Origin of the sequence: Chitinophaga sp. 22620 (genome assembly GCF_052044405.1) — a bacterium.
Taxonomy (GTDB): domain Bacteria; phylum Bacteroidota; class Bacteroidia; order Chitinophagales; family Chitinophagaceae; genus Chitinophaga.
This window is the reverse complement of the sequence record NZ_JBQEMV010000005.1, coordinates 157,113-181,516: the sequence shown is the minus strand read 5'-3', so window position 1 is coordinate 181,516 and position 24,404 is coordinate 157,113. Positions and strand designations below refer to the sequence as shown.

19 protein-coding genes and 1 tRNA gene are annotated in these 24,404 nt (G+C 50.7%); 6 read left to right on the top strand and 14 right to left on the bottom strand.

The window, feature by feature from the left end:
• Nucleotides 1-52 precede the first annotated feature (52 nt).
• Nucleotides 53-1,627, bottom strand: coding sequence for a beta-N-acetylhexosaminidase (locus ACTJIK_RS23400; RefSeq protein WP_440649967.1), 1,575 nt, complete (start codon nucleotides 1,625-1,627; stop codon nucleotides 53-55).
• A 75-nt stretch (nucleotides 1,628-1,702) separates the two neighbouring features.
• Between ACTJIK_RS23400 and ACTJIK_RS23395 the strand changes: the two genes are divergently transcribed.
• A complete protein-coding gene (locus ACTJIK_RS23395) occupies nucleotides 1,703-2,743 on the top strand; it encodes an aminotransferase class I/II-fold pyridoxal phosphate-dependent enzyme (RefSeq protein ID WP_440649966.1) in 1,041 nt (346 codons plus the stop codon).
• 2 nt (nucleotides 2,744-2,745) lie between these two features.
• Here the strand turns inward: ACTJIK_RS23395 and ACTJIK_RS23390 are convergent, their stop codons facing one another.
• The 3 genes from ACTJIK_RS23390 to ACTJIK_RS23380 all read right to left on the bottom strand — a co-directional run bounded on the left by ACTJIK_RS23390 (nucleotide 2,746) and on the right by ACTJIK_RS23380 (nucleotide 5,882).
• Nucleotides 2,746-3,570, bottom strand: a complete 825-nt coding sequence (locus ACTJIK_RS23390; protein WP_440649965.1) for an RteC domain-containing protein — start codon at nucleotides 3,568-3,570, stop codon at nucleotides 2,746-2,748.
• A gap of 35 nt (nucleotides 3,571-3,605) precedes the next feature.
• Complete coding sequence (locus ACTJIK_RS23385; RefSeq protein ID WP_440649964.1) at nucleotides 3,606-4,805, bottom strand: hypothetical protein; 1,200 nt, start codon at nucleotides 4,803-4,805, stop codon at nucleotides 3,606-3,608.
• A 228-nt stretch (nucleotides 4,806-5,033) separates the two neighbouring features.
• Nucleotides 5,034-5,882 (bottom strand): hypothetical protein, encoded by an 849-nt coding sequence (locus tag ACTJIK_RS23380; protein ID WP_440649963.1) that lies wholly within the window; start codon nucleotides 5,880-5,882, stop codon nucleotides 5,034-5,036.
• A 282-nt stretch (nucleotides 5,883-6,164) separates the two neighbouring features.
• Between ACTJIK_RS23380 and ACTJIK_RS23375 the strand changes: the two genes are divergently transcribed.
• Nucleotides 6,165-7,292 (top strand): FecR family protein, encoded by a 1,128-nt coding sequence (locus ACTJIK_RS23375; RefSeq protein WP_440649962.1) that lies wholly within the window; start codon nucleotides 6,165-6,167, stop codon nucleotides 7,290-7,292.
• A 170-nt stretch (nucleotides 7,293-7,462) separates the two neighbouring features.
• On the opposite strand, the gene ACTJIK_RS23370 is transcribed toward ACTJIK_RS23375, so the two are convergent.
• Both ACTJIK_RS23370 and ACTJIK_RS23365 read right to left on the bottom strand, forming a co-directional pair.
• Nucleotides 7,463-8,557 carry a fatty acid desaturase family protein gene (locus ACTJIK_RS23370; protein ID WP_440649961.1) on the bottom strand — a complete coding sequence of 365 codons (1,095 nt, stop codon included), beginning with the start codon at nucleotides 8,555-8,557 and terminating at the stop codon, nucleotides 7,463-7,465.
• Between the two features lie 149 nt (nucleotides 8,558-8,706).
• Nucleotides 8,707-9,447, bottom strand: coding sequence for an SDR family NAD(P)-dependent oxidoreductase (locus ACTJIK_RS23365; RefSeq protein ID WP_440649960.1), 741 nt, complete (start codon nucleotides 9,445-9,447; stop codon nucleotides 8,707-8,709).
• A 74-nt stretch (nucleotides 9,448-9,521) separates the two neighbouring features.
• On the opposite strand from ACTJIK_RS23365, the gene ACTJIK_RS23360 reads away from it, so the two are divergent.
• Together ACTJIK_RS23360 and ACTJIK_RS23355 are read left to right on the top strand one after the other, a co-directional pair.
• Complete coding sequence (locus ACTJIK_RS23360; protein WP_440649959.1) at nucleotides 9,522-9,890, top strand: winged helix-turn-helix transcriptional regulator; 369 nt, start codon at nucleotides 9,522-9,524, stop codon at nucleotides 9,888-9,890.
• 64 nt (nucleotides 9,891-9,954) lie between these two features.
• A tRNA-Glu gene (locus ACTJIK_RS23355) sits at nucleotides 9,955-10,026 on the top strand.
• A 138-nt stretch (nucleotides 10,027-10,164) separates the two neighbouring features.
• Here the strand turns inward: ACTJIK_RS23355 and ACTJIK_RS23350 are convergent.
• The gene (locus ACTJIK_RS23350) at nucleotides 10,165-10,761 is read right to left on the bottom strand and encodes a Crp/Fnr family transcriptional regulator (protein ID WP_440649958.1); all 597 of its coding nucleotides are present in this window, start codon (nucleotides 10,759-10,761) and stop codon (nucleotides 10,165-10,167) included.
• Nucleotides 10,762-10,870: 109 nt separating this feature from the next.
• On the opposite strand from ACTJIK_RS23350, the gene ACTJIK_RS23345 reads away from it, so the two are divergent.
• On the top strand, nucleotides 10,871-13,243 hold the full coding sequence (locus tag ACTJIK_RS23345; protein WP_440649957.1) for a TonB-dependent receptor: 2,373 nt from the start codon (nucleotides 10,871-10,873) through the stop codon (nucleotides 13,241-13,243).
• A gap of 132 nt (nucleotides 13,244-13,375) precedes the next feature.
• Here the strand turns inward: ACTJIK_RS23345 and ACTJIK_RS23340 are convergent, their stop codons facing one another.
• Nucleotides 13,376-13,936 (bottom strand): dihydrofolate reductase family protein, encoded by a 561-nt coding sequence (locus ACTJIK_RS23340; protein ID WP_440649956.1) that lies wholly within the window; start codon nucleotides 13,934-13,936, stop codon nucleotides 13,376-13,378.
• Nucleotides 13,937-14,265: 329 nt separating this feature from the next.
• Here ACTJIK_RS23340 and ACTJIK_RS23335 point away from each other — a divergent pair, with 329 nt between their 5' ends.
• A complete protein-coding gene (locus ACTJIK_RS23335; protein WP_440649955.1) occupies nucleotides 14,266-14,841 on the top strand; it encodes a GNAT family N-acetyltransferase in 576 nt (191 codons plus the stop codon).
• A gap of 15 nt (nucleotides 14,842-14,856) precedes the next feature.
• Here ACTJIK_RS23335 and ACTJIK_RS23330 read toward each other — a convergent pair whose 3' ends face one another.
• From ACTJIK_RS23330 to ACTJIK_RS23305, 6 genes are all read right to left on the bottom strand, one after another.
• The gene (locus tag ACTJIK_RS23330; RefSeq protein WP_440649954.1) at nucleotides 14,857-15,348 is read right to left on the bottom strand and encodes a DUF4199 domain-containing protein; all 492 of its coding nucleotides are present in this window, start codon (nucleotides 15,346-15,348) and stop codon (nucleotides 14,857-14,859) included.
• A 3-nt stretch (nucleotides 15,349-15,351) separates the two neighbouring features.
• Entirely contained in the window at nucleotides 15,352-15,708 is a 357-nt protein-coding gene (locus ACTJIK_RS23325; RefSeq protein WP_440649953.1) for a DUF1801 domain-containing protein, read from the bottom strand.
• 151 nt (nucleotides 15,709-15,859) lie between these two features.
• Nucleotides 15,860-16,435 (bottom strand): Crp/Fnr family transcriptional regulator, encoded by a 576-nt coding sequence (locus ACTJIK_RS23320; protein ID WP_440649952.1) that lies wholly within the window; start codon nucleotides 16,433-16,435, stop codon nucleotides 15,860-15,862.
• A 149-nt stretch (nucleotides 16,436-16,584) separates the two neighbouring features.
• The gene (locus ACTJIK_RS23315; protein WP_440649951.1) at nucleotides 16,585-19,353 is read right to left on the bottom strand and encodes an MGH1-like glycoside hydrolase domain-containing protein; all 2,769 of its coding nucleotides are present in this window, start codon (nucleotides 19,351-19,353) and stop codon (nucleotides 16,585-16,587) included.
• Between the two features lie 68 nt (nucleotides 19,354-19,421).
• Nucleotides 19,422-20,885: a RagB/SusD family nutrient uptake outer membrane protein gene (locus tag ACTJIK_RS23310; protein ID WP_440649950.1), complete on the bottom strand. Its 1,464-nt coding sequence runs from the start codon at nucleotides 20,883-20,885 to the stop codon at nucleotides 19,422-19,424.
• 31 nt (nucleotides 20,886-20,916) lie between these two features.
• Entirely contained in the window at nucleotides 20,917-24,306 is a 3,390-nt protein-coding gene (locus ACTJIK_RS23305; protein WP_440649949.1) for a TonB-dependent receptor, read from the bottom strand.
• Nucleotides 24,307-24,404 lie beyond the last annotated feature (98 nt).

Genomic DNA, 24,404 nt, shown 5'->3' with positions numbered 1-24,404 from the left:
CTCCCGCCTGGCCCTGCTGCTCCTCGCAATGACGGCTTTTCATGCATCTGCTCTACCGGATAGGCTCCGGCGTCAGCTTCGGCGATTCCATGTAGTAGATGCCTTGTTCCTTCAGCAGCGGCAGGTGCTGTTTCAGGCGCTGCTCGAACTGTTGGAAATCCCTGGCAGCGGGGGCCGTCCAGGCGGCTTCGGCGAAGGCGATGAGGCGCGGGAAGGTCATGTAGTACATTCGTTCGGTAGTTCTCACTGTTTCCGTCCAGAGGTTGGCCTGGATGCCCTCTACCTGTGAGAGCCTGCCGTCCACTGAAAAAGGAAGTGTGGCGAGGGAGAAGTCGTATACGCGTTTGAGGGGATTGAACCCGCCCTGCCAGCGGCGGCCCGCTATATTGGAGCTGTCCTGCACGAAGTCAAAATAAAAAGGCAGGCGGGGGCAGAGCACCACTTTGTAACCTTTATCCAGTGCGCCTTTCAGCTGATCCGCTTTGTCGTGCCGCCACCAGAACACGATGGTTTCTTTGGCGGGCAGTGCCGCCGCCGTCACCTCGTCCCAGCCCAGCACTTTGCTGTTCAGCTTCAGCAGCGTATCGGCCATACGTTTGATGAAATAATGTTCTACCTCCAGCAGGCTGCTGTACCCTTTTGTTTTCATCAGCTGCTGCACGGCGGGATCGGTTTTCCATTTTTCCGAACCAAAGCTCACTTCGTCGCCGCCGATGTGGATCATTTGCGAAGGGAACAGCACGTTCACTTCCTTGAGGATATTGGCCAGGTATTGATATGTTTCCTCCTTGCCGGGATTGAACGTGAAGTCGGGATACTTCGCGGAGCCGCCGCCGCTGAATTGCGGATAGGCTTTGTTGGCCGCGGTGGCGTGGCCGGGCATGTCTATTTCCGGGATCACCGTGATGTGCCTTTCTTTGGCATAGGCCACGATCTCTTTTATTTCATCCTGGGTGTAGTACTGCGCCGGCGCGGTAGAATCGCCGTGCACACCGATGCCGCCCACAAGGGAAAGGCGCGGGTATTGTTTTATTTCCAGCCTCCAGCCCGGCTCGTCCGTCAGGTGCCAGTGGAAGCGGTTCAGCTTATAGGAAGCCATTTCGTCCAGCAGCTTTTTCACCACGGCCTTGCCGAAGAACTGCCGGGATTCGTCCAGCATAAAACCGCGCCAGCCGTACAATGGCTTATCCGTAATGTTCCAGCAGGGCACCTGTGCGGCAGCCTGTTTGGGTTGCGCGGTACGCACCAGCTGTACGAACGACATGAGGCCGTAGAACAGGCCTTCATCGCCCCAAGCGCTTATGGTTACCTGCGTGCCGGTCATTTCCAGCGTATAGGCGGCAGGGTTATCGCCTTTCACCCTTTTCAGCAGGATGCCGTTGCCAGGAGCTTTGGCAGCCAGGGCCAGCCGGATGCCGGCATATTGCAGCAGCTGCTGTTGCAGCATATTGGCGGATGCCAGCAGCGAAGGCTCGGAAACGGCCAGCGGCGTCTGGTCGGTCAACGGGAATACAGCCTTTACGGCCGTGCTCTGCGAAGGAAGCGGTATCACAGGGCAATTTTGCTGCGCCCGGGAAAGGAGGCTGACGCACACTAAGGCCAGCACCGGGAAAAGAGATCTTATCATACAGGACTACAAGTATTTTATGAAGTTTTAAAGATAATAATCTTCGCGAAAGCATCATATTTCCTAACTTTCAGGATGCTCAATCTTAGTCTCAACTACCCCTCCGTACCACGGGAAATGGAAGTATTCCTGGAATTCTGCCGCCACCTGCCGGCCAGTCAGCAATATGCGCTGCTGCACCCACCTTACCAACCGCTGGACAGCCAGGCCTTAGCTACCCTGGGGAAATGGCTGCATTTCACACCGGGTGATCATACCATCACCATATTGCCCAGCGCCAACGGGGGCCTGGCCGCCACCCTTACGGGAATGAGGGGGAAAACGGAGGAAATTGCCGTGGAGCCCTTTACCTTCCCGGGTTTCAGGCAGTGCGCGGAGATGGAGGGGTACCGTTTCAGGGTGATCGAAGCGGATGAAGAAGGCATGCTGCCGGAAAAGCTGGCGGAGGCGCTGGAAAAATATCCCTGTAAGCTGGTCTACCTCCAGCCCACTATTCATAATCCCACCTGCGCGGTGATGTCGTTAGAAAGAAGGAAAGCTATTGTGGAGGTGGTGCGCAGGTTTAAAGACGTTCATATCCTGGAAGACGACGCCTACCGCTTCCTGCACGCTTCGCCCCCGCCCTCTTTCCTGGCGCTGGCGCCGGAACGCACCATCCATCTCTACAGCCTTTCCAAGGCATTCAACCCGATGCTGAAATCCGGTTACGCCATCCATCCGAAAAACGTATTGCCTGAAATGGGCAATATCGTGAGAATGCAAAGCAGCGGCGCCTCGCTCCTGTTCCTGCATTTCGGGCTGCACCTTATCGAAAGCGGGCTGCTGCAAAAGATCATGGAAGAAAAACGCGCGGTGGCCGAACGCAGCGCGGAGATGTGGAAAGATATCTTCAACGGCGCGGATTACCGCACGTTCCCGGGCAGCTTTCATTACTGGCTGGCCTGCAAGGATCCCGGCGCAACCGTACAAAAGCTGCTGCAGCAAAACATCGATATCTCTCACGGGGGAATGTTCAGTTTAACGGGCGACAACCAATATGTTCGCGTGGCGCTGGGCACCTGCTGGGACAAACAAGAGCTGCCGGACGCATTGCGTCGCGTGGCGGCTGAGCTGTAAGCTCATTCCATTTCCTCTATTCTTTTTAGCAGGCCGTCTTTCAACCGGGTCAGGAAAGAAGCCGTTTCTTTTTTTCGCATCCTGATGTCGCGGAAGTTGCTGTATACATTGCCGAAATCTATTTCCAGCGAATTTTCCAACCATTCGAATATCTGCTTCAGGTCCGCGGAGCCGTTGTTGAAGCTGCCGTTGAGGTGAAGGGCGTACACCAGTTCCACCAGGTCGGTTTTGGATTCGGTCCAGCGGAGGCGGGGTTTATAGTGAAGGTTGCGGGGCAGCGCGTAGATCTGTTCCAGCTTGCCGATAATGTGCTTGCTGACGTCTTCCAGCGCGATCAGCTCCGCGAGCTTAAAGGAGGTGACGGTGCAATAACGCGTGTCCAGCACGCCGTCAAGGTCTGTAGGGTATTCGTTGTTGTAGAGGCTGCCGCGCAGGAAATACTGTGGGTCTTTTTCGGTGGCGCCGCCGCGGAAGTAGAGGTAAAGCGCGTTATGAACCTCGAAGAACATCGTGATGCGCTGCAGTTCCTGGTCCAGGAATTTTTTATAATCGTCGCGCACACTTTTCGGCCGGTCTGCCTCTATCCTGAAAAGCTGGCTGTAATAGATCTTCCGGCTCAGTACCTGCGGCTGGATGTTCTTGAAAAAATAGATCTCGGTGGCGGTGCTGCTGAACCGTTCCGGCACGGCGCCCTTTAATTTGGCGGCAGCCCGGTCCGCAAGCTGCGCGCCTGTTTTATATCTTTCCAACACGTTCGGGATGCGGGTCTCTATCTCTGCCAGGTCCTGTTCCAGATTTGCGAGTATTTGCGTAAAAAAACTTTTCATTTCAGCTTGATTTTTTCCAGGATTTAATGTTGACTTTAATTGTCGATATATGCGCGCATCTGGTCCTCATAATCATTTAACCTGTCCAGCACCCTGTTGAGCCAGCTTTTGCAGGTCATAACAGTTGCGAGGCTGGGGTTGAAAAACTTTAAACGGAAAACGTCTTCCATCCCGGCATCTGTTTTTTTCAGCTGCAGCATACCGGCCACCGTGGAAAATATCTGCTGGATGGAAGCGGACCGGATGATCCCTTCTTCCATGTACACTCTTGCCATGAGCGCGGCCTGCGGGATGGTGAGAAAGGCGCGCATCTTTTCTTCTTCCGCATGCCCGGCGGGTTTGGCCATCATGGTTTCCATCACGGTGCGGATGAAGATCCTTTCTTCTTCCAGCCATGCGCCCAGCTGGTCTTTGACCGGGAAGCCGCCCGCACGGAAGCCCCTGCCATTATGCAGCATCGGGATCGCTTTCACTTCCTTGATGCACCAGGTGAGGGTATTGATCCTGTCCTGCATGTCAGTGAATTGTTTCAGCCATTTGCGCATGCGGCTGGTGCAGTAAAGGAAGTATTCCACGGAATTAAAGTTGAGATGCACCAGCAGGTAATGCACCTGGAGGTTGAACTGGTCCGCCGGCACGGCTTCCAGGCTGGCGGCGCTGCACAGCTGGCTGACGAGCTCGCGGTAATAGACCAGTTCGCGGAAACTGAGACGTACATCCGCATCATCAATAAATACTTTGACGGGCGCCAGCAGCAGCTCCAGCAGGTCAGGGTCCAGGCCGTTCTTTTTCAGCAGGCGTTCCGCATCCTTTATGCGCGGCGCCAGCTGCTGCCTGGCCCTTGCCGCGTAACTCAATGGCAGCGGCAGTTCCGGCAGTAGATGATCCTTGAAATGTTGTTCCAGCCCCACAAGAATAGCTTGCAGCATTTCTTCCACCGAGCCGTAAAAAAGATCGATGCCGTCCGGCTCCGCGGATGCGGTAAGGGTAGCGCGGTGGCTGAAGCGAAAACGGTGCAGCGCTTCCAGCAGCTCCACACACATCCCCTGCCATTGCTGCACGATGGTCGCATGTTCTTTTTCCTCGGCGGGCAATGAAGCCAGCTCGAGCAACTGACCGGTGATCCGCAGTTTTTCTTCCTGTACACGGCTGAGGTAGGCGGGCAAACTGTCTGTATTGCCAGCCAGCGTTTCGGGACTTAGCTGTACCGTTACAAATTGGTTAAATGTTTTCATATTGCGGGGAAATAATTATTATCTAATCTTTCCAGCGGGCCGACGACAACGGGAAGAACAGTATTGTCCTGTTAAAAATGAAGAACTATAAAAGTACACGCACATATCATCATAAAAGTCCGGCTATAATTTTGAAAGATTTTACATCATCGTCACAGGTGTGAGAATTATTTTTTCGTAACCGGATGTGTCGGGATTTTTCAGGGGTCAACCGCACGTGGTGGCATTCTAGGATTCCCAGGTGGTGAACAGCGTATGCAGGAATAATTTCTCTTCGTTCATCCATTCTTCGAGCTGGCTCCGGATGGAACCTTTTCCGCTGTACAAGGCGTATTCATTGGCTGGCATATTCTTCAGCTCTTTCCCGTACCATATCAGCAAGGCTTTTTTCTCCTGGAGCGTGCGCAATTGCGATACTTTTTGCCGCAGCATCCGGGTGGAATACCGGAACAATTCCGGAGAATTGAAATTATACGCGTACAGGATATGATGGATCCGTTCGTCTATATCCATATGCCGCGGCGCCTGCCGCAATTGCAGGTCGCTGATGAGCCGCCTGTAATACATGGCCATACCGAAGGTAAGCTGCGTATCAGGCTGGCGCAGGGGTTTAAAGATCAGCCGCACGAGCTCACGGTCCGCTTTTTTGTCGAGCAGGGACTTCTCCACGGCGCGTACGCGTGGTTCCAGCTGCGCGATGACGTGGCGGGCATAGGCTTCTGGCATGTAAATGTCTTTGGCAAGGTATTCAGGAAAATGCTGTTCCAGGGCGATGAGGATATCCAGCAGCACGCAGGCGGCTTCCCCGTAAAAGCCGTGCAGCGACTGGGCTGCCTGCTGACGGAAAAGTTGCAGCACATCCAGCATGGCCACCGTTTGCATTTGGTATTGCCGCAGCGCGCGCGCATTGGCTTCCCAGCTTTCGTTTGCAGCCTGCTGGTCTATGTTCCGGAGGTCCGCCGTGATCCTGAACTTCTCGCTCCGTAATTCTTTCAGGTACACCGGCATCTGCCTTTCATCGCAGATCAGGTCGCCGGGAGCGAAACGTACATACACCAATTGATTTAGCCTGTTCATGTTCACACTGATTTCCTTTCTATAAGATGCTCGTATGGTTTAAAAAGGGTGAAAATGTGACACTCAATTTTATAACCCCGTATGCATTTATGATGCGGCCTGACAGGATAACGGAACTGCGGTGTGAATGCGCCTATTTTTCAACAAACATGTCTGTGCCTGTGTTTTAACGGTGCGGGGAGCGGCATTAACAAAGCGGAGGCCGCGCTGCGCCAACGTTAACAAATTTATTTTGCGGTTTGGTTCACCCTACCCCCTCCGATAACGTATCTTATATTCAGAATGGAAAATGAATTTCAAATACGCATTCTCCTGATCAAGGAAATTTTTGGTACGCTTACTCCTGAAGAGCAGGAGAAGCTGGACCAGATACTCGCCGCCAGCGAAGAGGCCCGCGCCCTGCGTATTGAAGTGAAGAACAATACCATTACAGCGCCCCGGAAGGATTATTATACAAGGGACATGGAAGCCGATTTCCAGGAGGTGCTGCGCAGGCACCGCGTTATAAAAGTGCGGCGCGTGCGGAACAGGCTGTTGACCGGCTTTGCCGCAATTTGCCTGCTGGCGTCTATATACTGGGCCTGGCCCCGGCTTCCGGAGGCCATGCCGCCGCGGTCCATCATGCCTCCCCGCAGCCATGCCATGATGCTGGAGTTTGCCAACGGGGAAACCATCAGCATGCAGGAGAACGGCATGCAGAGCTATAAGATCGGCAGTACCACTGTTTATAAAGACAGCCGCTTCCTGCGGTTCCAACCCTCCGAAGCGGATGCTTACGGGTGGAATGCGCTGACCATACCGCCGCGCAAAGAACAGCGGCTGTTGCTCAGCGACGGCACGGAAGTATATCTCAACAGCGCATCCAGGCTGCGGTTTCCTTTCCGCTTCCAGGCCGGCGGCGTAAGGGAGGTGTACCTGGATGGGGAAGCATATTTTATCGTGAAGGAAGACGCTGCCCGGCCGTTTATCGTACATGCGGGGCAGGCCGATATCCAGACCACCGCGGGCGCATTCAACGCCAATGCTTATACAGCAACGGACGTGCTTGCTTCCATCGTAAGCGGCGAAGCTACGGTATCGGCGGGAACGCAGCGAAGCAGCCTGCGGCCCGGGGAACAGTCGAGGGTGGCTACAGAGCAGCCCATTACCACCACCGCTTACGATCCGCGTTATACGACGGCATGGATCCATGGTGAGATGTATTTTAATGAAATGACCGTGAAGGATTTCGGAGAGCTGACCAGCCGGTGGTTCAACACCACGCTGTATATCGACTCACCGGAAGCAGGCGAAAAACGGGTGAGCGGGAAAATGTTCCGCAACCAGCCGCTGGACGACCTGATAGAGCAGGTCAACCAGCTGCAGACAACGGAGCTTTACTGGAAGAACGGCATGCTCCACGCAAAGTAGAACTAATGTGTAGATTTATGATAGCATCCAGGCTAAGACAAATCGTGCGCTCCAACTAAATAAGTGATGTGTAGATTAATGATAGCGACTCCATCACGCTGAGACATTAAAAAAAGCCGCTCCCGTAAGAGCGGCTTTTTGAGTGATGTTATATCCTTGTATTGATAAAGTTATGCTACAGGCACAGCAGCCACAGCGGGTTTCATGCCCAGCATGCGCATAAACCTGAAGTGCGAGCGCACGGCGCTCATCATGGTTGGCATGCTGTTGTACTGCAATCCAAACTCCTTGCATTTCGCTTCCACGATCTTGCTGATGGCGGGGTAATGCACGTGGCTGATGCGGGGGAACAGGTGATGTTCTACCTGGTAATTCAGCCCGCCCACGAACCATGACACTACTTTATCGTTCGGCGAAAAGTTCGCGGTGGTTTTGATCTGGTGTATCGCCCATTCATTTTCGATCAGCTTATCATCTTCGCCCACTACTTCAAAGGAAGTTTCTTCCACTACGTGCGCCAGCTGGAACACGATGGCCAGCGTGAAGCCCATTACCAGGTGCATGGCGATGAAGCCCACCACCCAGGCCTGCGCGCCCACCAGCATAATAGGCAGCACGATGTAGAACAACACGTACAGCACCTTGCTGCCCCAGAACACGAGATGGTCCTGCAGCTTCATTTTCTGCAACGGCGTTCTGTACACCTTGCTGGAAAAATATTTCACGAAGTCCATGATAAAAACCCAGGCAAAGGAAGAAATGCCATAGATCAGCACCACGTAAAAATGCTGGATCCGGTGCATGGGCACCCATTGCTGGGTACTGCACTGGCGCATCAGCGGGCTTTTGGCGATATCGTCGTCCACACCGTCCACATTCGTGTATGTGTGATGGATAATGTTATGTTTCTGTTTCCAGATGAACGCGTTACCGCCCAATGCGTTGAGGGTGAGCCCCAGCGTGTCGTTCACCCAGCTCTTATTGGAATAGCTGCCGTGGCAGGCGTCGTGCATCACGTTGAACCCGATGCAGGCCAGCGTAAAACCGAGGAGGGCACTCATAAGGATGCCGGTAGCCGCATGTAAGGGAAATACCAGCAGGCATACATAAAGCAATATGGCCGCAGGGATCAGCACCGCCGTTTTGAGATAGAGGTGCAGGTTACCCGTTTTTTGTACGTTGTTGGTTTTAAAATACTCTTCCACCGACGCTTTCAGGGAAGGGAAGAACAGTGCATTTTTGTTGTTGAAAGAAACTTTAGGCATTATTTAGATATTTCGTATTACGGCCGGTGTGAATAGAAAATGATGAATTTAGTTCGTCACTTGATAAACACAGTTGGCATTTAATGTAATACTAGACAAAATATCCCAGTAAATAAAATATATTACCCTTTGAGAGCCCTATAGTATTGTTAAATATTTGTACCTCCGTCCACCAAAAAACCGGCGCCGGTCACATAGCTGCTTTCAGGACCCGCCAGGTAAGCCACCATAGCGGCCACATCGTCGCCTGTTCCGAATTCGGGCAGGGCCATAATGGAGCGCTCATAATCCGCGAAAGGGCCGTTGGCCGGGTTCATATCCGTATCGATGGGGCCGGGGTGCACTACGTTCACCGTGATGCCTTTTGGTCCGAGGTCCCGGGCCATTCCTTTGGTGAGCCCTACAAGCGCGCTTTTGCTCATGCCATACAGTGAACCGCCGGGGGTGGGCATCCTTTCCGCCTGGCAGCTGCCGATGTTGATGATGCGGCCACCTTTGCCCATATAAGCCAGTGCTGCCCGGGAGCCGGCAAATACGGCCCTGATGTTTACGGCTGTTATCAGATCGAAGTCCTCCAGGCTGAATTCCGTCACATCTTTATACATCCCGATGCCGGCGTTGTTCACGATAATATCCAGGCCGCCCAGCTCCTTCGCCGTACGGTCTACCGCCGCTATAACCGAATGAGGGTCAGCGCTGTCCGCCTTAATAGCCAGCGCTTTCACGCCCAGCGCTTCGATTTCTTTTGCCACGGTGGTTGCCTTTTCGGGGGAAGCGTTATAGGTGATGGCCACGTTTGCGCCTTCCCTGGCGAGCCTTTTTGCTATAGCCGCCCCAATGCCCCGGCTTCCGCCGGTTACGAGGGCTGTTTTATTTTGTAATGTTTTCATGGCTCAAAAGTAGATTAAAACTCCTAACTTTGCAGGTACAGCTAAAATTGTTAAGTACTAACAAAAAAGTAAGTATGCGTAAACAGGACTCTACAAACGCCCGCAACGAGACCGTGATCCTCCGGAACTGCGGGATGGCTTATGCCCTGGGGGTGATCGGCGGCCGCTGGAAGCCCGCGATCCTGTTCAACCTCCTGGAGGGCAGGATGCGGTACAACGAGCTGCGGAAGGCGATACCGGCGGTTTCCGAGCGGATGCTGGTAGCGCAATTGCGTGAGCTGGAGGAGCATGGGCTGGTGAAGCGTACCGTGTTCCCGGAGGTGCCGCCAAGGGTGGAATATGAGCTGACGGAGATGGGGCAGTCTACCGCCCCGATGCTGCAGTGTATTTCAGACTGGGGCAACATGCACCGGCAGAAGGATCAGGCAGTTATGGCGCAATAAAATCAGATATTTTTTTGGATTTGTGGTTGAATTATTTACCTTTGCCATCCCAAAAATGACCAATGCCGCGTTGGTCAAGCGGTTAAGACGCCTCCCTTTCACGGAGGAATGACGGGTTCGATTCCCGTACGCGGTACGAAGAAGCGAATAAATAAGCCCTAACAATCAGATTGTTAGGGCTTTGTCGTTTAATCTGCTAGGCGGTAATGCCGCGGGCTCCCTTCTTAATTTTCTTCTAGCCACCATCTCCATTATCCACTATGCAGTGTTGCAACTATTTTGAAACCAGCCTTTTCCTGATCCGGCTTAATGCTTCGGGCGTAACCCCAAGATAAGATGCCACGTAATACTGCGGTACTCTTTGAATCAACTCTTCCCTTTCTTTTATAAGATTCAAATACCGCTCTTCGGGCTTTTCTCCCATCAACTTGGCGTTTTTTTGGGTAACACGCAAAAACTGGGCTTCTGCAATGAGCCTGCCAATGCGTTCATACTCAGGAAACCTTTCATACAGCTTTTGCAGGCTGTTGAAATGAAGATGATACAATTCACAATCTTCCAAGGCTTCTATTCCATAATTAGCAGGACGGGACGTTAAAAAACTTTCATAATCTCCTGTAAATTGATGTTCAAAAAAGAACTCATAGACGGTCTTCTTCCCGTCAGACAAATCAAATACGATCACCGCCCCCTTCTCAATAAAGGAAACCCATTTGTTTACAGCACCCAAATCACTGATAATTTCCCCTTTCTTGTAAGACTTCACTACCAAAAGCTCGGTAAGAGGCTCCCACGCCCCGGCAGAAAGGTTGGGTAAAAACTGCAAAAAATACTGATGAATATTTTCAAACATAAACTTAGCCGGCTTCAATAGACTGTTTTTCCCAGGGCACTTTCTTTATTGATCCAAATCAATGAACAGGAAGATCCTGTCGTGGAAATTTGTCCAAAATAATTTCCTGAGATAAATATAGCGAATTATGGCAGCAAAATCAATCTATTATAAGGCCACTTTATTGACTGTGTTCCTCATTGCCTTTTTCAGCAATGTACAAGCCCAAACCCAAACTATAAACGGGAAATTAGTTGACGATGCCTCGTTCGCTCCTATCGGTGGTGCGACAATACAAATGGCAAATTACCCCGGGATAAATACGTTTTCGGATTCGCTTGGAAATTTCCGGCTTATGGGAGTTCCTTTAGGCAGGCAATCTATTATCATTACGTTTGCAGGATACGAACCCTTGTTCCTTTCTGATTTATTGATCACCGCAGGGAAAGAACTTCAACTTAATAATGTGGCTATGCGTGAAAAAATTAAGATGTTGGATGAAGTGGTCATTAGCGCTCCCAACAGGAAATCACCCAACAATGAAATGGCTGCTGTAAGCGCCCGCACGTTCAATATGGAAGAAACCAAAAGATATGCCGGTTCTTTTGGCGACCCTGCGCGGATGGCTATAAACTTTGCCGGAGTGGTATCTACCAATGACACAAGAAACGACATCATTATACGAGGCAATTCCCCAAATGCCATGCTATGGCAGCTTGAAGGTCTTAACATTCCCAATCCTAACCACTTCGGCGCGCTGAACAGTATGGGAGGTTCTGTAAGCATGCTGAACAACAATCTGATAGCCAAGTCTGATTTTATATCAGGTGCTTTCCCCGCCCAATACGGTAACGCTGTTGCGGGCGTCTTTGATTTACGGTTGCGGAATGGAAATAAAGACAAGCACGAATTTGTAGGACAAGTAGGTTTCAACGGATTTGAAGCCGGAGCAGAGGGGCCGATCGGGAAAGGTAAAAAAGCATCCTACCTCGTAAATGCCAGATATTCCACCCTTTCTGTATTCCGGCAGTTGGGGCTCAACTTTGGTACTGGCGGAGGGCAACCCGACTACTACGATGTAAATTATAAAGTAAACTCACCGGTCGGCGCAAAAGGAAACCTGAGTTTGTTCGGTATATGGGGCAGAAGTTCATTTGTGAGCCTGGGCAAAGATTATGATCCCGACGGACAGGCTTATGGAAATAGTTACTCCAATCGTTTTGCCGATTACGAAACCAACATTACAGGACTTAGTTACAAGCATCTGCTAAGCAATAAGACTACTGCGAAATTAACGGTCGGTTATAGCAGTACGAACGAATGGTTTGACAGGGATTCTATCAGTACGTTAAAACCCGATATCGCTACTCCTGACTGGCACTGGAAATTCTCCACGCAAAAATATTCCGCTGTCTTTCAGTTGAATCATAAGTTAAATGCAAGGCATAGCCTTATTGCAGGGGTTTCCAATGACTATACCGGCTTTTCCATACTCAACAAACGTATCTATGCCGGCGTACACGACCTGGTAATTGCTGACCGCCAACGCGGTTTGAACCTGCTGCAGAGCTACGCTCAATGGAAATACAGGATGAACGAGGTGTGGACATTTATCGCAGGGATGCACTACCAATATCTGGATATTTCCCAGAGCCAGAGCATAGAGCCAAGAATCGGGCTAAACGCTAAAATAAACAACAGGCATACTTTAGGCTTCGGTTTCGGAATGCACAGCCAAATGGACAATCTGCTAAATTACACGGTTGTAACATCCACTCCGTCCGGCAACCTGTATACAAATGAATCTTTAGGGTTTATAAGAAGCAACCATGCTGTGTTGTCGCACAACTGGAAATTAAACAATAATACAAGCCTGAAGACCGAACTTTACTACCAGTCGTTGTATGACCTGCCTGTGGAAAGTCATCCGTCTTCTTTTTCGACCGTCAATCTTGGAGCAGATGCTACTCCTACATTGCGGGACAGTCTTATCAATCAGGGCAAGGGAAGAAATTTCGGTGTAGAGCTTACGCTTGAAAGGAATTTTTCAAAAGGGCTTTATTACCTGCTTACCACGTCCCTGTTTGATTCCAAATACCAGGGAAGCGATGGGGCGTTACGAAATACGGCGTTTAATATGGGTTATGTAATCAATGCCCTTGCAGGCAAGGAATGGAAGTTCAGCAGGGAAAGATATTTCAGCATTTCAATGAAGATCTCTGCCGTCGGAGGTCGCTATCTTTCACCTGTGGACATTACAGCATCTATTGCAGACGGCGAAATACAGTTTATCGAAGAAGAGGCTTTTTCATTAAGGCAATCGGCTTATTTCCGCTCGGATGTAAAGCTATCCTACCGGAAGGAATACAGAAAATCGTCTTTAGAAATTTCGCTGGACCTGCAAAACGTTACCAATAACAATAATATTTTCAGACAGGATTGGAACGCCCGTACCGGACAAGTCGTAAACAATTACCAGCAGGGATTTTTCCCTGTACCGTTTGTAAGGTTTACTTTTTAATGAAATAGACCAGGATCGAAAAAGGTGTTCAAAGAATTTCCCGTACCCGGTACAGAAAAAGGTTGCTGAAAGGCAGCCTTTTTTTAAGTCAGCCTGTTGCAATGATAGTTTTACGTTCGCGCAAATTTCCCGTCACTGTTTCAAATAATGAAGGGCTATACATCCGGATTTGAAATGTATGGTATTGACCAGCTTTAAATCAAGTTTTTCCTGGAGACTTCCCGCGTCCAGCAATAATCTTCCCTTCCCCACGATCACCGGATGGACAACCAGGTTAAATTCATCGATAAGGCCTGCTGCAATCAGCTCCGGGAGCATGCTTACACTGTCCACCGAAATTTTTTTGCCGGGCTGCTGTTTCAGTTTCAAAAGTTCTGCCGCAGGGTTGCTACGGATAATCTGCGTATTTGTATGGTCTACATCACCGCTGTCCAATGATCGTGAAACAACAACGCGGTCAATAGCGCTAAACCTTTGGGCAAACCTGTTTTCAGCTGCTGTGCCGGATTGATTTTCCGCAACATCGCTCCAATAGGGAAACATGAGCTGGTACATGACACGGCCGAAAAAGAGCAGGTCGACGTCGTCCATCGTTCCTGTAAAATAATCCATAAGCTCTTCACTCGGATTACCGATAGTGTGATCGCAATAGCCGTCTATGCTAATGTTCAAGCCGAATGATACCGTTCTCATTTATTTGGTTTTGGGTTTTTTAAGCCTGTAAGCCAAAAATAAGCGAAGCGTCAAATATTCTGGGGGGTATTCCGTGACAAAAAAGGGGGCTTTAAGGCCAATGTTATTTCCTTTCCTTTCGGGAACCAGGCATGTGATTCTGAGGTTTTAAAACTAAAAGTGCTTTTATCAGCTTCAAAAACAACAAGGCGACCTCATCCACAACAGCAACTTTCCAGATTTAAACAGATTCATACTATTAATTGTTACTTAAACAACACCTGAAAGGGCTTGCACTGATGAATATAACAGCCTCAGGGACACAGGAGTCTGTAAAAAATGAAAATGATATGATAATAAAAACAGCTTTAGCGCCGGATCAGGCCGGCGCCATTGGCGTATTAACGCTGGCATTCGGCGTTGATCCGATGGCCCGCTGGTCCCTGCCGGACCCGGCAAAATATCTGGCGGCTTTCTCTTCGATAGCGAAGGCTTTCGGCGGAAGCGCGTTTGAGAAAGGAACGGCTTACATCGCCAATGGCTCCACCGGCGCTGCCCTGTGGTTGCCGCCCGGCGCCAAATCCGATGAAGAATCCTTAAAAAGGCTGTTCGACGAGAATACCGACGACGATATAAAAGCCGATATGCAGGTGATCTTTGAGCAAATGGAAAAATTTCATCCAACCGAACAGCACTGGTACTTGCCGATGATAGGCGTCGACCCCGCGCATCAGGGAGCGGGAATAGGTTCCGCACTGCTGGCTGAAGGGCTCAAGGCCGTTGACCGTGATGGATTGGTCGCATATCTCGAATCTTCCAATCCGAGAAATATTTCGCTATATCAGCGCCACGGTTTCGAGGTTATCGGCGAAATTCAATCCGGCAGCTCGCCCGTTTTACGGCCCATGTTGCGAAAAGCCCGGTGAACGCCGCAGTATTGATCATACTCCCCGGCTGCTTTTTGTCCTTATCACAATGGCCACTAAAGCAGAGAATAAGGCACCGGTGATCAAACCGCCAACCAGGCTCTGCATGATGAACGCCCCGATATTCAGCCGGGACTGCGCTTCTCCTGGAGGCATACCCTGATGTGTGACAGCAAAATCACGCATATTTTCAAAATAGTCCGGGGAAATAAGCCTGGTGGTGATGAGCTGGCTGATGGGGCTGAGCAAGACAATAAATAAGGTCAACAGCATCCCGCTTTTAAAGGCTTGTTTAAACGTAATCGTTCCCTGAAAGACTTTCAGTTTTTTTTCAAGTAATGCAAGCGCGTAGATCAATAATGACGGTACAAGGATAAACACCGAGACGAGCTGCTGATACTGGATGTGGCGCCCATGCAGTCCGCATAAGCGCTCCGAAAACATCCATAACAGGTACACCAGGAAGTGTATCCCCGTCCATTTGATCTCAATTTGATACTTTTTCATGCTTTATGATTTGTCCCGGAGTTTGATCCATTGCCTGATGATCGCCTGAAGGTCTTTCGCCTTAGCTTTCACTTCAACCATGTTTTTGAATCTGGCGTAGGCTTTGCCTTTGGGAGCGGGTTCGAGAACGGCGCCGGGCGTTAACCCTTCTGCCTGGTGAAAGATCAGTGTAGCCGCATCCTTCACACGCGGGCCGAATGTGGCAATGTCTCCCTTATAATAGAAGCTGGGACCGCCCCATTTCACCTCTTCTGTAATGTCAGGGTGTACTTTCATGATCGTATCCCGCAGTACCGCCATTTCATTTTTTAAAGGATGGTCCAATTTTGCCAGGAACTCATCCACTTTTTTTGAACTCATTTGTTTCTGGTTTTATAGTCTTCGCAATGGCCGGGCATTGCAATTCCCTTATGCCGTGCAAAGCCTCTTGCATGGCATCCTGCCGGCTTTGATGAAGCTAAATTCGCAACTTGCCGCCGGAAAAAAATTTACAAATGTCGAGAAACCGGAATTATTTTCCGCTGATGACACGGCTCAATTGGGTGGGAGTAATTCCAAGGTAGGAGGCTATGTGGTATTTTTTCAGCCGGGGCAGGATGTGTTCATGTGTCTTCAGGAAGTGCTGGTAACGGGTGGCTGCCGTGTCAGAACGAAATGCAATCTCCAGCGGTTCTTTTTCAACGACCCAATGCTTTTCCAGGTAATTGATATAAAATAAAGCCACATCCTGGCAGGTGTCCACCAGTTTGCGGAAAGCGCTGAAATCATACTCCAACACAATGGTGTCCTCAATAGCAGTAATAGCAAACATACTCGGCGTACCGGTCATAGTGGCGGTTACAGAGGCCGCAAGGCGGTTTTCCGGAAAGAAATATTTGATGATCATTTCACCTTCCGGCGGGAAATAGGACTGATAGGCCAGTCCTTTGCAGATAAAGGCAAATTTCCGCGGCACCTGGCCTTCCGCTACCAGCAGCTCGCCCTTCCCGTACATTTTTTCTCTCAGCAGTGCTGCCCAGGCCCGCTCGGAATCTGCCGAGATCGGGTAGTAGCTGCGGATCCGCTGGAAAAACTGTGCTTTGCTCATCGGGGAATAATTTACAGGCTAAGCTAATAATTGTTGTTTTCACTTACAGAAATAGTTCCGGCTAAGATAGCTTTTCAAAGCTATAATTCAGCCGGTCAGATCCGGTAGTTGATGCGATCACTATTCCGAAGCAGGCACCATTTCCCCCATTACTGAAGGGATTTGCCCCGTGAAATTGTCAGCGTTCCCCTTTTGTTGGTGGCAGGCAAAGTGACCTGAAGCACTCCACCCTCTAACCGCTCAAGCGCAACCGGTTTTCCATTGAACTGCGCCTGGTAGTCAAACGCCGGATCCATGACCGCCAGCAAGGCGCGCTTATGCGGAAGGGTCGCTTCATCAAAAGAAATATCCGCTTCATAAGAAGTATAGTCATCATTAAACGACTGCCCGTTGATCCATATCTCAAATCCCGGCGTTATGGTGCCGGTTTTATAATACGCCGCAAACCAGGCCAGCACGGGTGTGGACAAGCCCGAGAACTGGTGCCAGCCCGCGCCTCTGCCGGAGGCCGCCAGGAAGTGCTCAAATGTGTAATAAGAAGCATCCGTTTCCCTTTTATAAACGTCCAGGCCGGTGGACGCCACTTTATAGGCAAGGTCGCTCCTGTCCATGTCCAGCATGCTTTTCCAGATAAACCACTGGTGCGGCATCCATACGGCCCCGTTCCAGTAGCCGTCTGTGCGGTAGTAAGGAGCGGACTGGTCCACCACGGTAATTCCTGAAGGGCTCCACATATGTTTGGGGGAAAATACCCTGTCTGTCAGGATTTCCTGCTGGCTCGCCGTACACATCCCGGAAATAAGCGGGTAAGCGCCATCAAGGCCCATATTAAAGTTGACGCCGGATGCAGGGTCCTTATAAAAGCCCGTGGCGCGGCCGGCGCTGTCGTGCATCACATAGGAATAATACCCGCTCTTTTCATCCCAGGAATTTTTTTGCAGGGCGGCGGTAAACCGGCTGATATCCCTGTCGTACTCCCTGAGATCGGATGGCCTGTTGAGCGCACGGGCCGCCATTCTCAATATCTTGGCCACGCGGATAACATGCGCCGTGGTGACCACCGGCGTCACCTGCTTCCTCAAACCCTGGCTATGAACGCCTACCTGCGGCGGATAATCGTCCCACCCGCCGGAATTGTAAAAATAATCCCAGGTTTTCAGCAGGCCAGACGAGAGGACATTGGTGGAAGAGCTCCCGTAGCGGCCTGCCAGGAACTCATAATATTGTTTAAGCCTGGGGTAAAAATAACCGAGCAATTCCCTGGACTGCGTTTTATTCCACAGTTCAAGGAACGCATAAACCTGTACGGGCAACGGCGATCCGTGGTGAACGAAGGCAGACTGGCTGCCCGGCGGCGTTACGTAGGTATTGATACATTCCGCCGCCAGCGTTGGATTGATGGTGGTAAGGCCCAGTGCTATAAAGCCAAGGTCCCAGGTATATAAGCTGTTCCACCATTTGCCGGGCGTAAAATGCCTGATGAACTGGTTCTGTGTATAAACAGGATATACCACGTTTGAAAGCAATGTACTTTTCAGCATCTTATGGCTGAACAGGTATTTTTGCCCGGCCGCCAGTATGCCCTTTTCGCCCGGTACGGTATCTGCCAGCTGCGAAGCGAAATGTGTTTTTAACGGCGCGTTTTTTTTCAATGCGGCCAGCACGCCATCCCGTGTTCCGCAGGTAAGCAGCGCTGTACACGTTTGCGAGGAAAATGGCGCCAGTTCCACCGGTCTGATGAAAACATTCGCGTAGTCGCCTTTCATATTCCCGTTCAGCACCTTGGCCACATGGTTATGTGTTTGATCCCGGAAAAAAATATCCAGCTCATCATTTTTAATGCTGCGGATCTTGAAAGGTTCCCCATCCCATGTGATCCCGTAATACAACGGCGCATCCTGGTACTTCAGCAGCAGGGTGCGGGCCGGAAGATCCTCTTCAGTCACAGGCGTTTTATGCAAAGGCGCAGGAACGATCGTAAAAGGCTCGCCGGACAAGGTCGTGGTGATAATGAACCCGTTCAGCAGCACCTCTCCTCCTCCAAGCGAAGTAAAGGTCAGATCCCGGATGGTATTGCCTGCGGCTTCAAACGGAACATCCAGCACGGAAAGCGTGTCGCCCGGTTTGAAAATGATCTTTTGGTTGACCAGCCCGGAGAGCTGCACGGCAGACTCTTTTCCATCTTTCATTGTATAGATAAAACAAAGCCTGCCCTTTTTGACGGCCGGCGGCAATTTCACATCGTACACAATTTTATCGCCCGGCTGCCGGCCAAATTCCTTTCCAATGCCACGGCCGTTTATAAGCCGCGGGTCCCGCACTTCCCCTCTCATCCATCCGTCATACACAAGGTCTGTAGCGGGCTTTGAGACGGCAAACGAAATGGAACGGTAGTCCACCGCATTATACCATTGCGTGCCTTCGCCATATTGTAACCTCCGCGTCCCGTAGTTCTCGGGGTACTCAATAGATCCCACCAGGTTGAGGGAAAGGTTCTGCGGAAGGGCGGTATTGTTCACACAGTGCATGGATACCAATACGGACGACGTGTCCATCACTGTATACGTTACTTCCGCATACACCTGGTCTTTCCATTCCAGCTCATACCGGTAAGTAATGGAGCTGAGGTCATTTTTCACATTCCAGGGAAAATATAGAGATTCAAACCGTACGTTCGGCACCAGGAGCTTATTGCGGTAATAACCCGGCAGCACGGAAAAATCGAACCGCATACCGGATGTAACATCCGGGATGTGGGATATGCCCGCGTAACGTTTGGAATAAGGCCCCCAGGCCGGCAACCGAAGATCGTGGCTGCCATTCAGGCTTGAAGTATCAATGGGAAGTTTTACTTGTGCGGAACTGTAGGCAGCGGATAAGAATACGAGGCAGAAAGTAACCCCTGCTATTATTTTCATTACGGAAGCTTTATATGAAATGCCTGCCAACCCCGGTATTTCCCGGGAATTGACAGGCATTCTCTTTTTTAGTTGGAACCCTCGTTCTGGGTGATCTTCGACTTATTAATATCTATCTGGCTCTGCGGGATCGGGAACACCTGGTTCTGCGGGGTAACAGGATTTACCAGGTTGATCTGTGCGGATTTTCCATTGATCACGGTCATGGCGCGGTCGGTTCTTACAAGATCGTACCAGCGCAGGTTCTCAAAGGCAAACTCTACTCTCCTTTCATGTTCCATGGCCAGCCGGAATGCCGCCTGGGTGGGCACCTGTACAGCGGTGAGATCACCGAGCCCGGCGCGGTTCCGCACCTCGTTCAGGTAATTAAAGGCATCTCCATTGGCAACGTATCCTGCTTCGTTCAAACATTCGGCATACATCAGTATCACATCCGCATAACGGATAATGGGGATATTGTTCCCATTGTCATTGTTAATGGTCGGAACATCAAAATACTTTTTAACAAAGTTGCCAGGAATGGTAGCACCATTGGCATTCACATAGGAAGTAGCGATGGTTGCCGCTTTCCGCTGATCGTCCGGTTCGTAATCATTCACCAGGTCGTCCGTAGGCACATTATTGCCGCCGCCGCCAAACTGGATAACGGCATTCCCGGAGTTTTGCGGTGCAAATGAATTGGGCCAGGGATTGCCCTGTCCTATCCCGCCGGATTTGTACTGCACATCAAAGATGGCTTCTTTGTTGTTCTTGCTGTTGACCTTGAAGAAATCTGCGTATACAGGCACCAGCGCATACTGGTTCAGGTCGATCACTGCCTTCAGCTGAACGGCCGCCGGGGCAAATTTTTTCTGCATCATCAATACGCGGCCAAGCATGGCTTTTGCCGCGCCCTGTGTGGCACGCCCAACATCTGCGCCGGTATAGGAAACAGGCAGCGCCGCCGCGGCTTCTGTAAGGTCAGCTTCTATTTGCGCATACACTTCCGTTTTGGCATTCCTGCCGTATTCATACCCTTCATCCGGGTTGATGATCTCCTTTAATACCAGCGGAACGTCTCCAAATGTGCGCACAAGGTTAAAATAGAAGAGCGCGCGCAGGAACTTGGCTTCCCCGATGTACCGGGCCTTCGTCGCATCGCTCATCGCAATAGGGTCTATGCGGCCGAGGATGGCGTTGCACCGGGAAATAGCCGAGTAGCTGTTGCTCCAGCGGCTATTGATGAACGGGTTGGTGGTACGGATATAGAAGCGGTCAAATTCATCCTGGTCCGTTACGGAACCGGAAGCTACCGGCATGGAGTTATCAGACCTGATCTCTCCAAAAATGTAGCTGTCAACGCCATAAGTCCCCCCTGATCTGAGCGAATTATAAGCGCCGTTCACGGCGTTCCTGAAATCTTCCTCCGTCTGGTAGAAATTATCGGTAGTGATGTTGGATATGGGCTTCAGGTCTATAAAACCTTTGCCGCAGGAAGACAGCAAAAGCGTCACTAGAGCTGCTTTGTATATAAAGTGATGATTGAATTTCATGAGATGTCGATTTTGTAGTTTAACCTGAGCATTAGAAACCGATGTTGATGCCAAAAGTGACTGTTCTTGCCAGCGGGTAGCTGCCGTAATCAACACCACCTGTAAGCGCCCCTTCGTAATTACTTACTTCAGGGTTGAAATTCAGGTAATCGCTCCAGGTATACAGGTTCTGTGCGGAAGCGTATATCCGTACCTGTTGCAGTTTAAGACGGTTGATAACAGACTTCGGCAGTTTATAGCCCAGGCTGACGTTCTGGATGCGCAGGTAGGAGCCGTCTTCCACCCAGCGGGAAGAAACGGCATTGTTGTTACCGGTTGTGCGCGCATTGGCTCTCGGCACTTTGCCATTACCGGGATTTTCCGGGGAACGCCAGCGGTCCAGCGCGACGCTCAGGTTGTTACCTCCGCCTTCCAGGTTATCAAAAAAGCGGCGGCTCAGGTTCAGTATCTGCCCCCCCTGCGTGCCTTGTATGGCAATGCTGAGATCGATGTTTTTATAAGTGAAAGTATTGTTCAGGCCGTAGATGAAATCAGGCTGGTTATTACCAATGATCGTCCTGTCATTTGCATCAATTTTTCCATCCTTGTTCACATCCTCATATTTTATGTCGCCCGGCCGGGTAGTGTTATCATGCGGATTGGTATGCAGGTCCGCTTCATCTTTGAATATGCCCAGTTGTTTGTACCCGAAAAAGCTGCCGATAGGATGGCCTATCATCGTAATATTTGTTTCACCAACACCGCTGCCGTTCCGGAGGGGATCGCCGGTAGGCCCCAGCGCCAGCACCTTGTTCCTGTTGAAAGACAGGTTGGCGCTTGTATTCCAGGTGAAAGCGCCGGTAAGGTTATAACTGTTCACACCAAACTCGAAGCCTTTGTTGCTCATCCTGCCGATATTCTTGAAGGCGGAGCCAAACCCGGTGAGCGTGGGCACATTTACAGAAAGCAACAGGTCTTTGGTGATACGGTCGTAATAGTCGACAGTAAGGGATATCCTGTTTTTCAACAGCCCGATATCCACACCAAGATCCAGCTGCTGGTTGCGTTCCCAGCTCAGGCCGGGATTGCCGAGCGAGCTGGAGGCAAGCCCGGTAACCACGTTGTTGTAAAAGCTATAGTTACTGGTGCCTACGCCTGCCGCGTAGGGGTAAAAGTTACTGCTGGGGAACGAATTATTGCCGGAAAGGCCGTAGCTCACGCGCAGCTTCAATTCCGACAGCACGGGGAGCTTTTGCATGAAGGGTTCTTCCGTTACCCTCCATCCTGCGGAAGCAGCCGGGAAATTGCCGAACCTGTTATCCGGTCCGAACGCAGAAGAACCATCACGGCGAACCGATACTTTTAACAGGTATTTGCCTTTATAGTTATAATCTATCCTGGCAAAATAGGAGACCGTAGCATTCTCTGATTCAAAAGAAGTCGCGAGCGTTGGCTGCCCGGCGGCATTGAGCGTTTGCACAATGTCGTTGGCAAAGGTGCCGCCGGCGCCTTCGGATGACTGGTATTGAAGTTTATTGGATTCCGTACCGACCAGCACTTCAAGATTGTGCGCATCATTGAAGGATACATTATAGGTCAGCACCTGGTTCACCAGCCAGCTGACCCCCTGCTCTGAAAAAGTGTTCCCTGTTGCGGCAGTAGGCGGCAATTGCTGGTTAAGCGGCATCTTGGAGGTAGTATAAATATTCCTCCTGTTCTGGTAAATATTGGCATTACCGGAAACCCTGTATTTCAGGTTCGGAAGGAATGCGTATTGCGCGTATACGTTAGACAGCAGGTTGGTTTCATTAAGCTCCCTGTTGTACTCCGTGATATTGGCAACAGGGTTGGTAATGCCCGGCAGGTTGTAGGGAGCCGCCAGCTCCGCCATCGAAGAATAGCTGCCGTTTGCCCTGTAAATAGGGGCCATCGGCATGGTATTGAGCGCGGCATTGATAATGCCGTTATCTGCCCAGTGCCCATCCGACCTTACTTCCTGTGTTACTTTGTAAGATGGGTTGATGTTAACCCCGATACTCAGCTTTGGTGTAGGTTTAAAATCCACGTTGGCCCGCAGGGTATAACGGTCCAAAGCTGATTTTTCGATGATGCCATCCTGCGTAAGGTAGCCTGCGCTCACGGAATATTGCACATTGTCTGTACCGCCTCCGACAGAGAACTGGTAGTTTTGGATAGGGGCTGTACGGAAAATAAGGTCCTGGTAATTGTGGTCCGGAAGTGCGGCCACTTTTGCCGGGTCATCGAAGTTCAGCCATTCATAAAGATCTCCGCGGGGGTACCGGTAGCGCAGGAAATTGGAAGGCCTTGCGCTGTTGGGATCTGATATCTGTGCGCCGGGCACATTGTCCAGGTAGGCGTTATTGGCCGCATCTTTGGAAAACTCCGCATATTCCTGTGAGCTTAGCACATCCAGCTTTTTGGTCACCTGCTGAAAACCGGCGTACACATTCAGGTTCATCCGTGTTCTGCCGGGACGGCCTTTTTTCGTTGTCACGAAGATCACCCCATTGGAGCCGCGGGAACCATAAATGGCTGCGGAAGAAGCGTCTTTCAGCACATCTATCTTGTCAATTTCCTCGGCATCCAGCAATCCGAATACGGAGGCTGAAACAATGTTGCCGTCTACGACTATCAACGGGCTTGTTCCCGCCGAGATAGAACCAAAGCCCCGCACCTTGATGGCAGGCGTTCTGCCGGGGCTTCCGGAATTCTGCTGCACCACCACGCCGGCTATCTTACCCTGCAGCGCGGTAGCTACGTTAGACACTGGCATATCGCCGATCTCCTGCATCGGCACTGAAGAAATGGCGCCGGTAACATCCCGTTTCTTTTGCGTGCCGTATCCTACCACCACCACATCGTTGAGGTTGCTGGAAACCGCGGTCATTATCACATTGAGCGTAGTTCTGCCCGCCAGCGCCTGTTGCTGCGGCGCAAACCCGATATAACTGAACACTAAGGTATCGTTGGCAGACGGGACATTCAGCGTATAACGCCCGTCTACATCGGTAGCGGTGCCTATTGAGGTTCCTTTTACGTTGATGCTGACGCCAGGCAGGGGCTGGCTTTTATCGTCCGTTACCACCCCGCTCACAGCCACCTGGTTCGGCGCTTCCCAGCTTCTTTCCGATGAAATAACGATCAGGTTATTCCCCATGTCTCGGTACCGCAGGCCGGAATTCTCCAGTAACTTATTCAACGCATCGGAAACCTTTGCATCCTTCACGGAGAAATCTATTTTTTTGGACAGCCCGGTGAGGTCGTAATTATACAGGAACCTGATTTTAGCCTTTTTCTCGATCACATTCAGGATCGTGCGCAGCTCGGCCTGTTCAAAGCTGGCAGTTATGGTTTGGCCGAATACTTTCGCTGCATTGACCTGGGAAGCGGTTAAAAAAATAATTAACATGGAAAGCTTCATACATAGTAGGAATTTAAGCAGACGTGGCGTCATAACCCCCGCAACAGGGGGTACGTTTTTTTTCATAACTTTGGATTTACGGTTTAAAAAGAAAGAAA

Bases quoted from the DNA above. Each gene is read 5' to 3' on its own strand.
- ACTJIK_RS23345 (WP_440649957.1), top strand. From the start codon at position 10,871: ATGGCAGCAAAATCAATCTATTATAAGGCCACTTTATTGACTGTGTTC.
- ACTJIK_RS23360 (WP_440649959.1), top strand. From the start codon at position 9,522: ATGCGTAAACAGGACTCTACAAACGCCCGCAACGAGACCGTGATCCTC.
- ACTJIK_RS23325 (WP_440649953.1), bottom strand. From the start codon at position 15,708: ATGAGTTCAAAAAAAGTGGATGAGTTCCTGGCAAAATTGGACCATCCT.
- ACTJIK_RS23370 (WP_440649961.1), bottom strand. From the start codon at position 8,557: ATGCCTAAAGTTTCTTTCAACAACAAAAATGCACTGTTCTTCCCTTCC.
- ACTJIK_RS23320 (WP_440649952.1), bottom strand. From the start codon at position 16,435: ATGAGCAAAGCACAGTTTTTCCAGCGGATCCGCAGCTACTACCCGATC.
- ACTJIK_RS23330 (WP_440649954.1), bottom strand. From the start codon at position 15,348: ATGAAAAAGTATCAAATTGAGATCAAATGGACGGGGATACACTTCCTG.
- ACTJIK_RS23380 (WP_440649963.1), bottom strand. From the start codon at position 5,882: ATGAACAGGCTAAATCAATTGGTGTATGTACGTTTCGCTCCCGGCGAC.
- ACTJIK_RS23395 (WP_440649966.1), top strand. From the start codon at position 1,703: ATGCTCAATCTTAGTCTCAACTACCCCTCCGTACCACGGGAAATGGAA.
- ACTJIK_RS23305 (WP_440649949.1), bottom strand. From the start codon at position 24,306: ATGAAGCTTTCCATGTTAATTATTTTTTTAACCGCTTCCCAGGTCAAT.
- ACTJIK_RS23310 (WP_440649950.1), bottom strand. From the start codon at position 20,885: ATGAAATTCAATCATCACTTTATATACAAAGCAGCTCTAGTGACGCTT.
- ACTJIK_RS23390 (WP_440649965.1), bottom strand. From the start codon at position 3,570: ATGAAAAGTTTTTTTACGCAAATACTCGCAAATCTGGAACAGGACCTG.
- ACTJIK_RS23385 (WP_440649964.1), bottom strand. From the start codon at position 4,805: ATGAAAACATTTAACCAATTTGTAACGGTACAGCTAAGTCCCGAAACG.
- ACTJIK_RS23375 (WP_440649962.1), top strand. From the start codon at position 6,165: ATGGAAAATGAATTTCAAATACGCATTCTCCTGATCAAGGAAATTTTT.
- ACTJIK_RS23365 (WP_440649960.1), bottom strand. From the start codon at position 9,447: ATGAAAACATTACAAAATAAAACAGCCCTCGTAACCGGCGGAAGCCGG.
- ACTJIK_RS23335 (WP_440649955.1), top strand. From the start codon at position 14,266: ATGATAATAAAAACAGCTTTAGCGCCGGATCAGGCCGGCGCCATTGGC.
- ACTJIK_RS23400 (WP_440649967.1), bottom strand. From the start codon at position 1,627: ATGATAAGATCTCTTTTCCCGGTGCTGGCCTTAGTGTGCGTCAGCCTC.
- ACTJIK_RS23315 (WP_440649951.1), bottom strand. From the start codon at position 19,353: ATGAAAATAATAGCAGGGGTTACTTTCTGCCTCGTATTCTTATCCGCT.
- ACTJIK_RS23340 (WP_440649956.1), bottom strand. From the start codon at position 13,936: ATGAGAACGGTATCATTCGGCTTGAACATTAGCATAGACGGCTATTGC.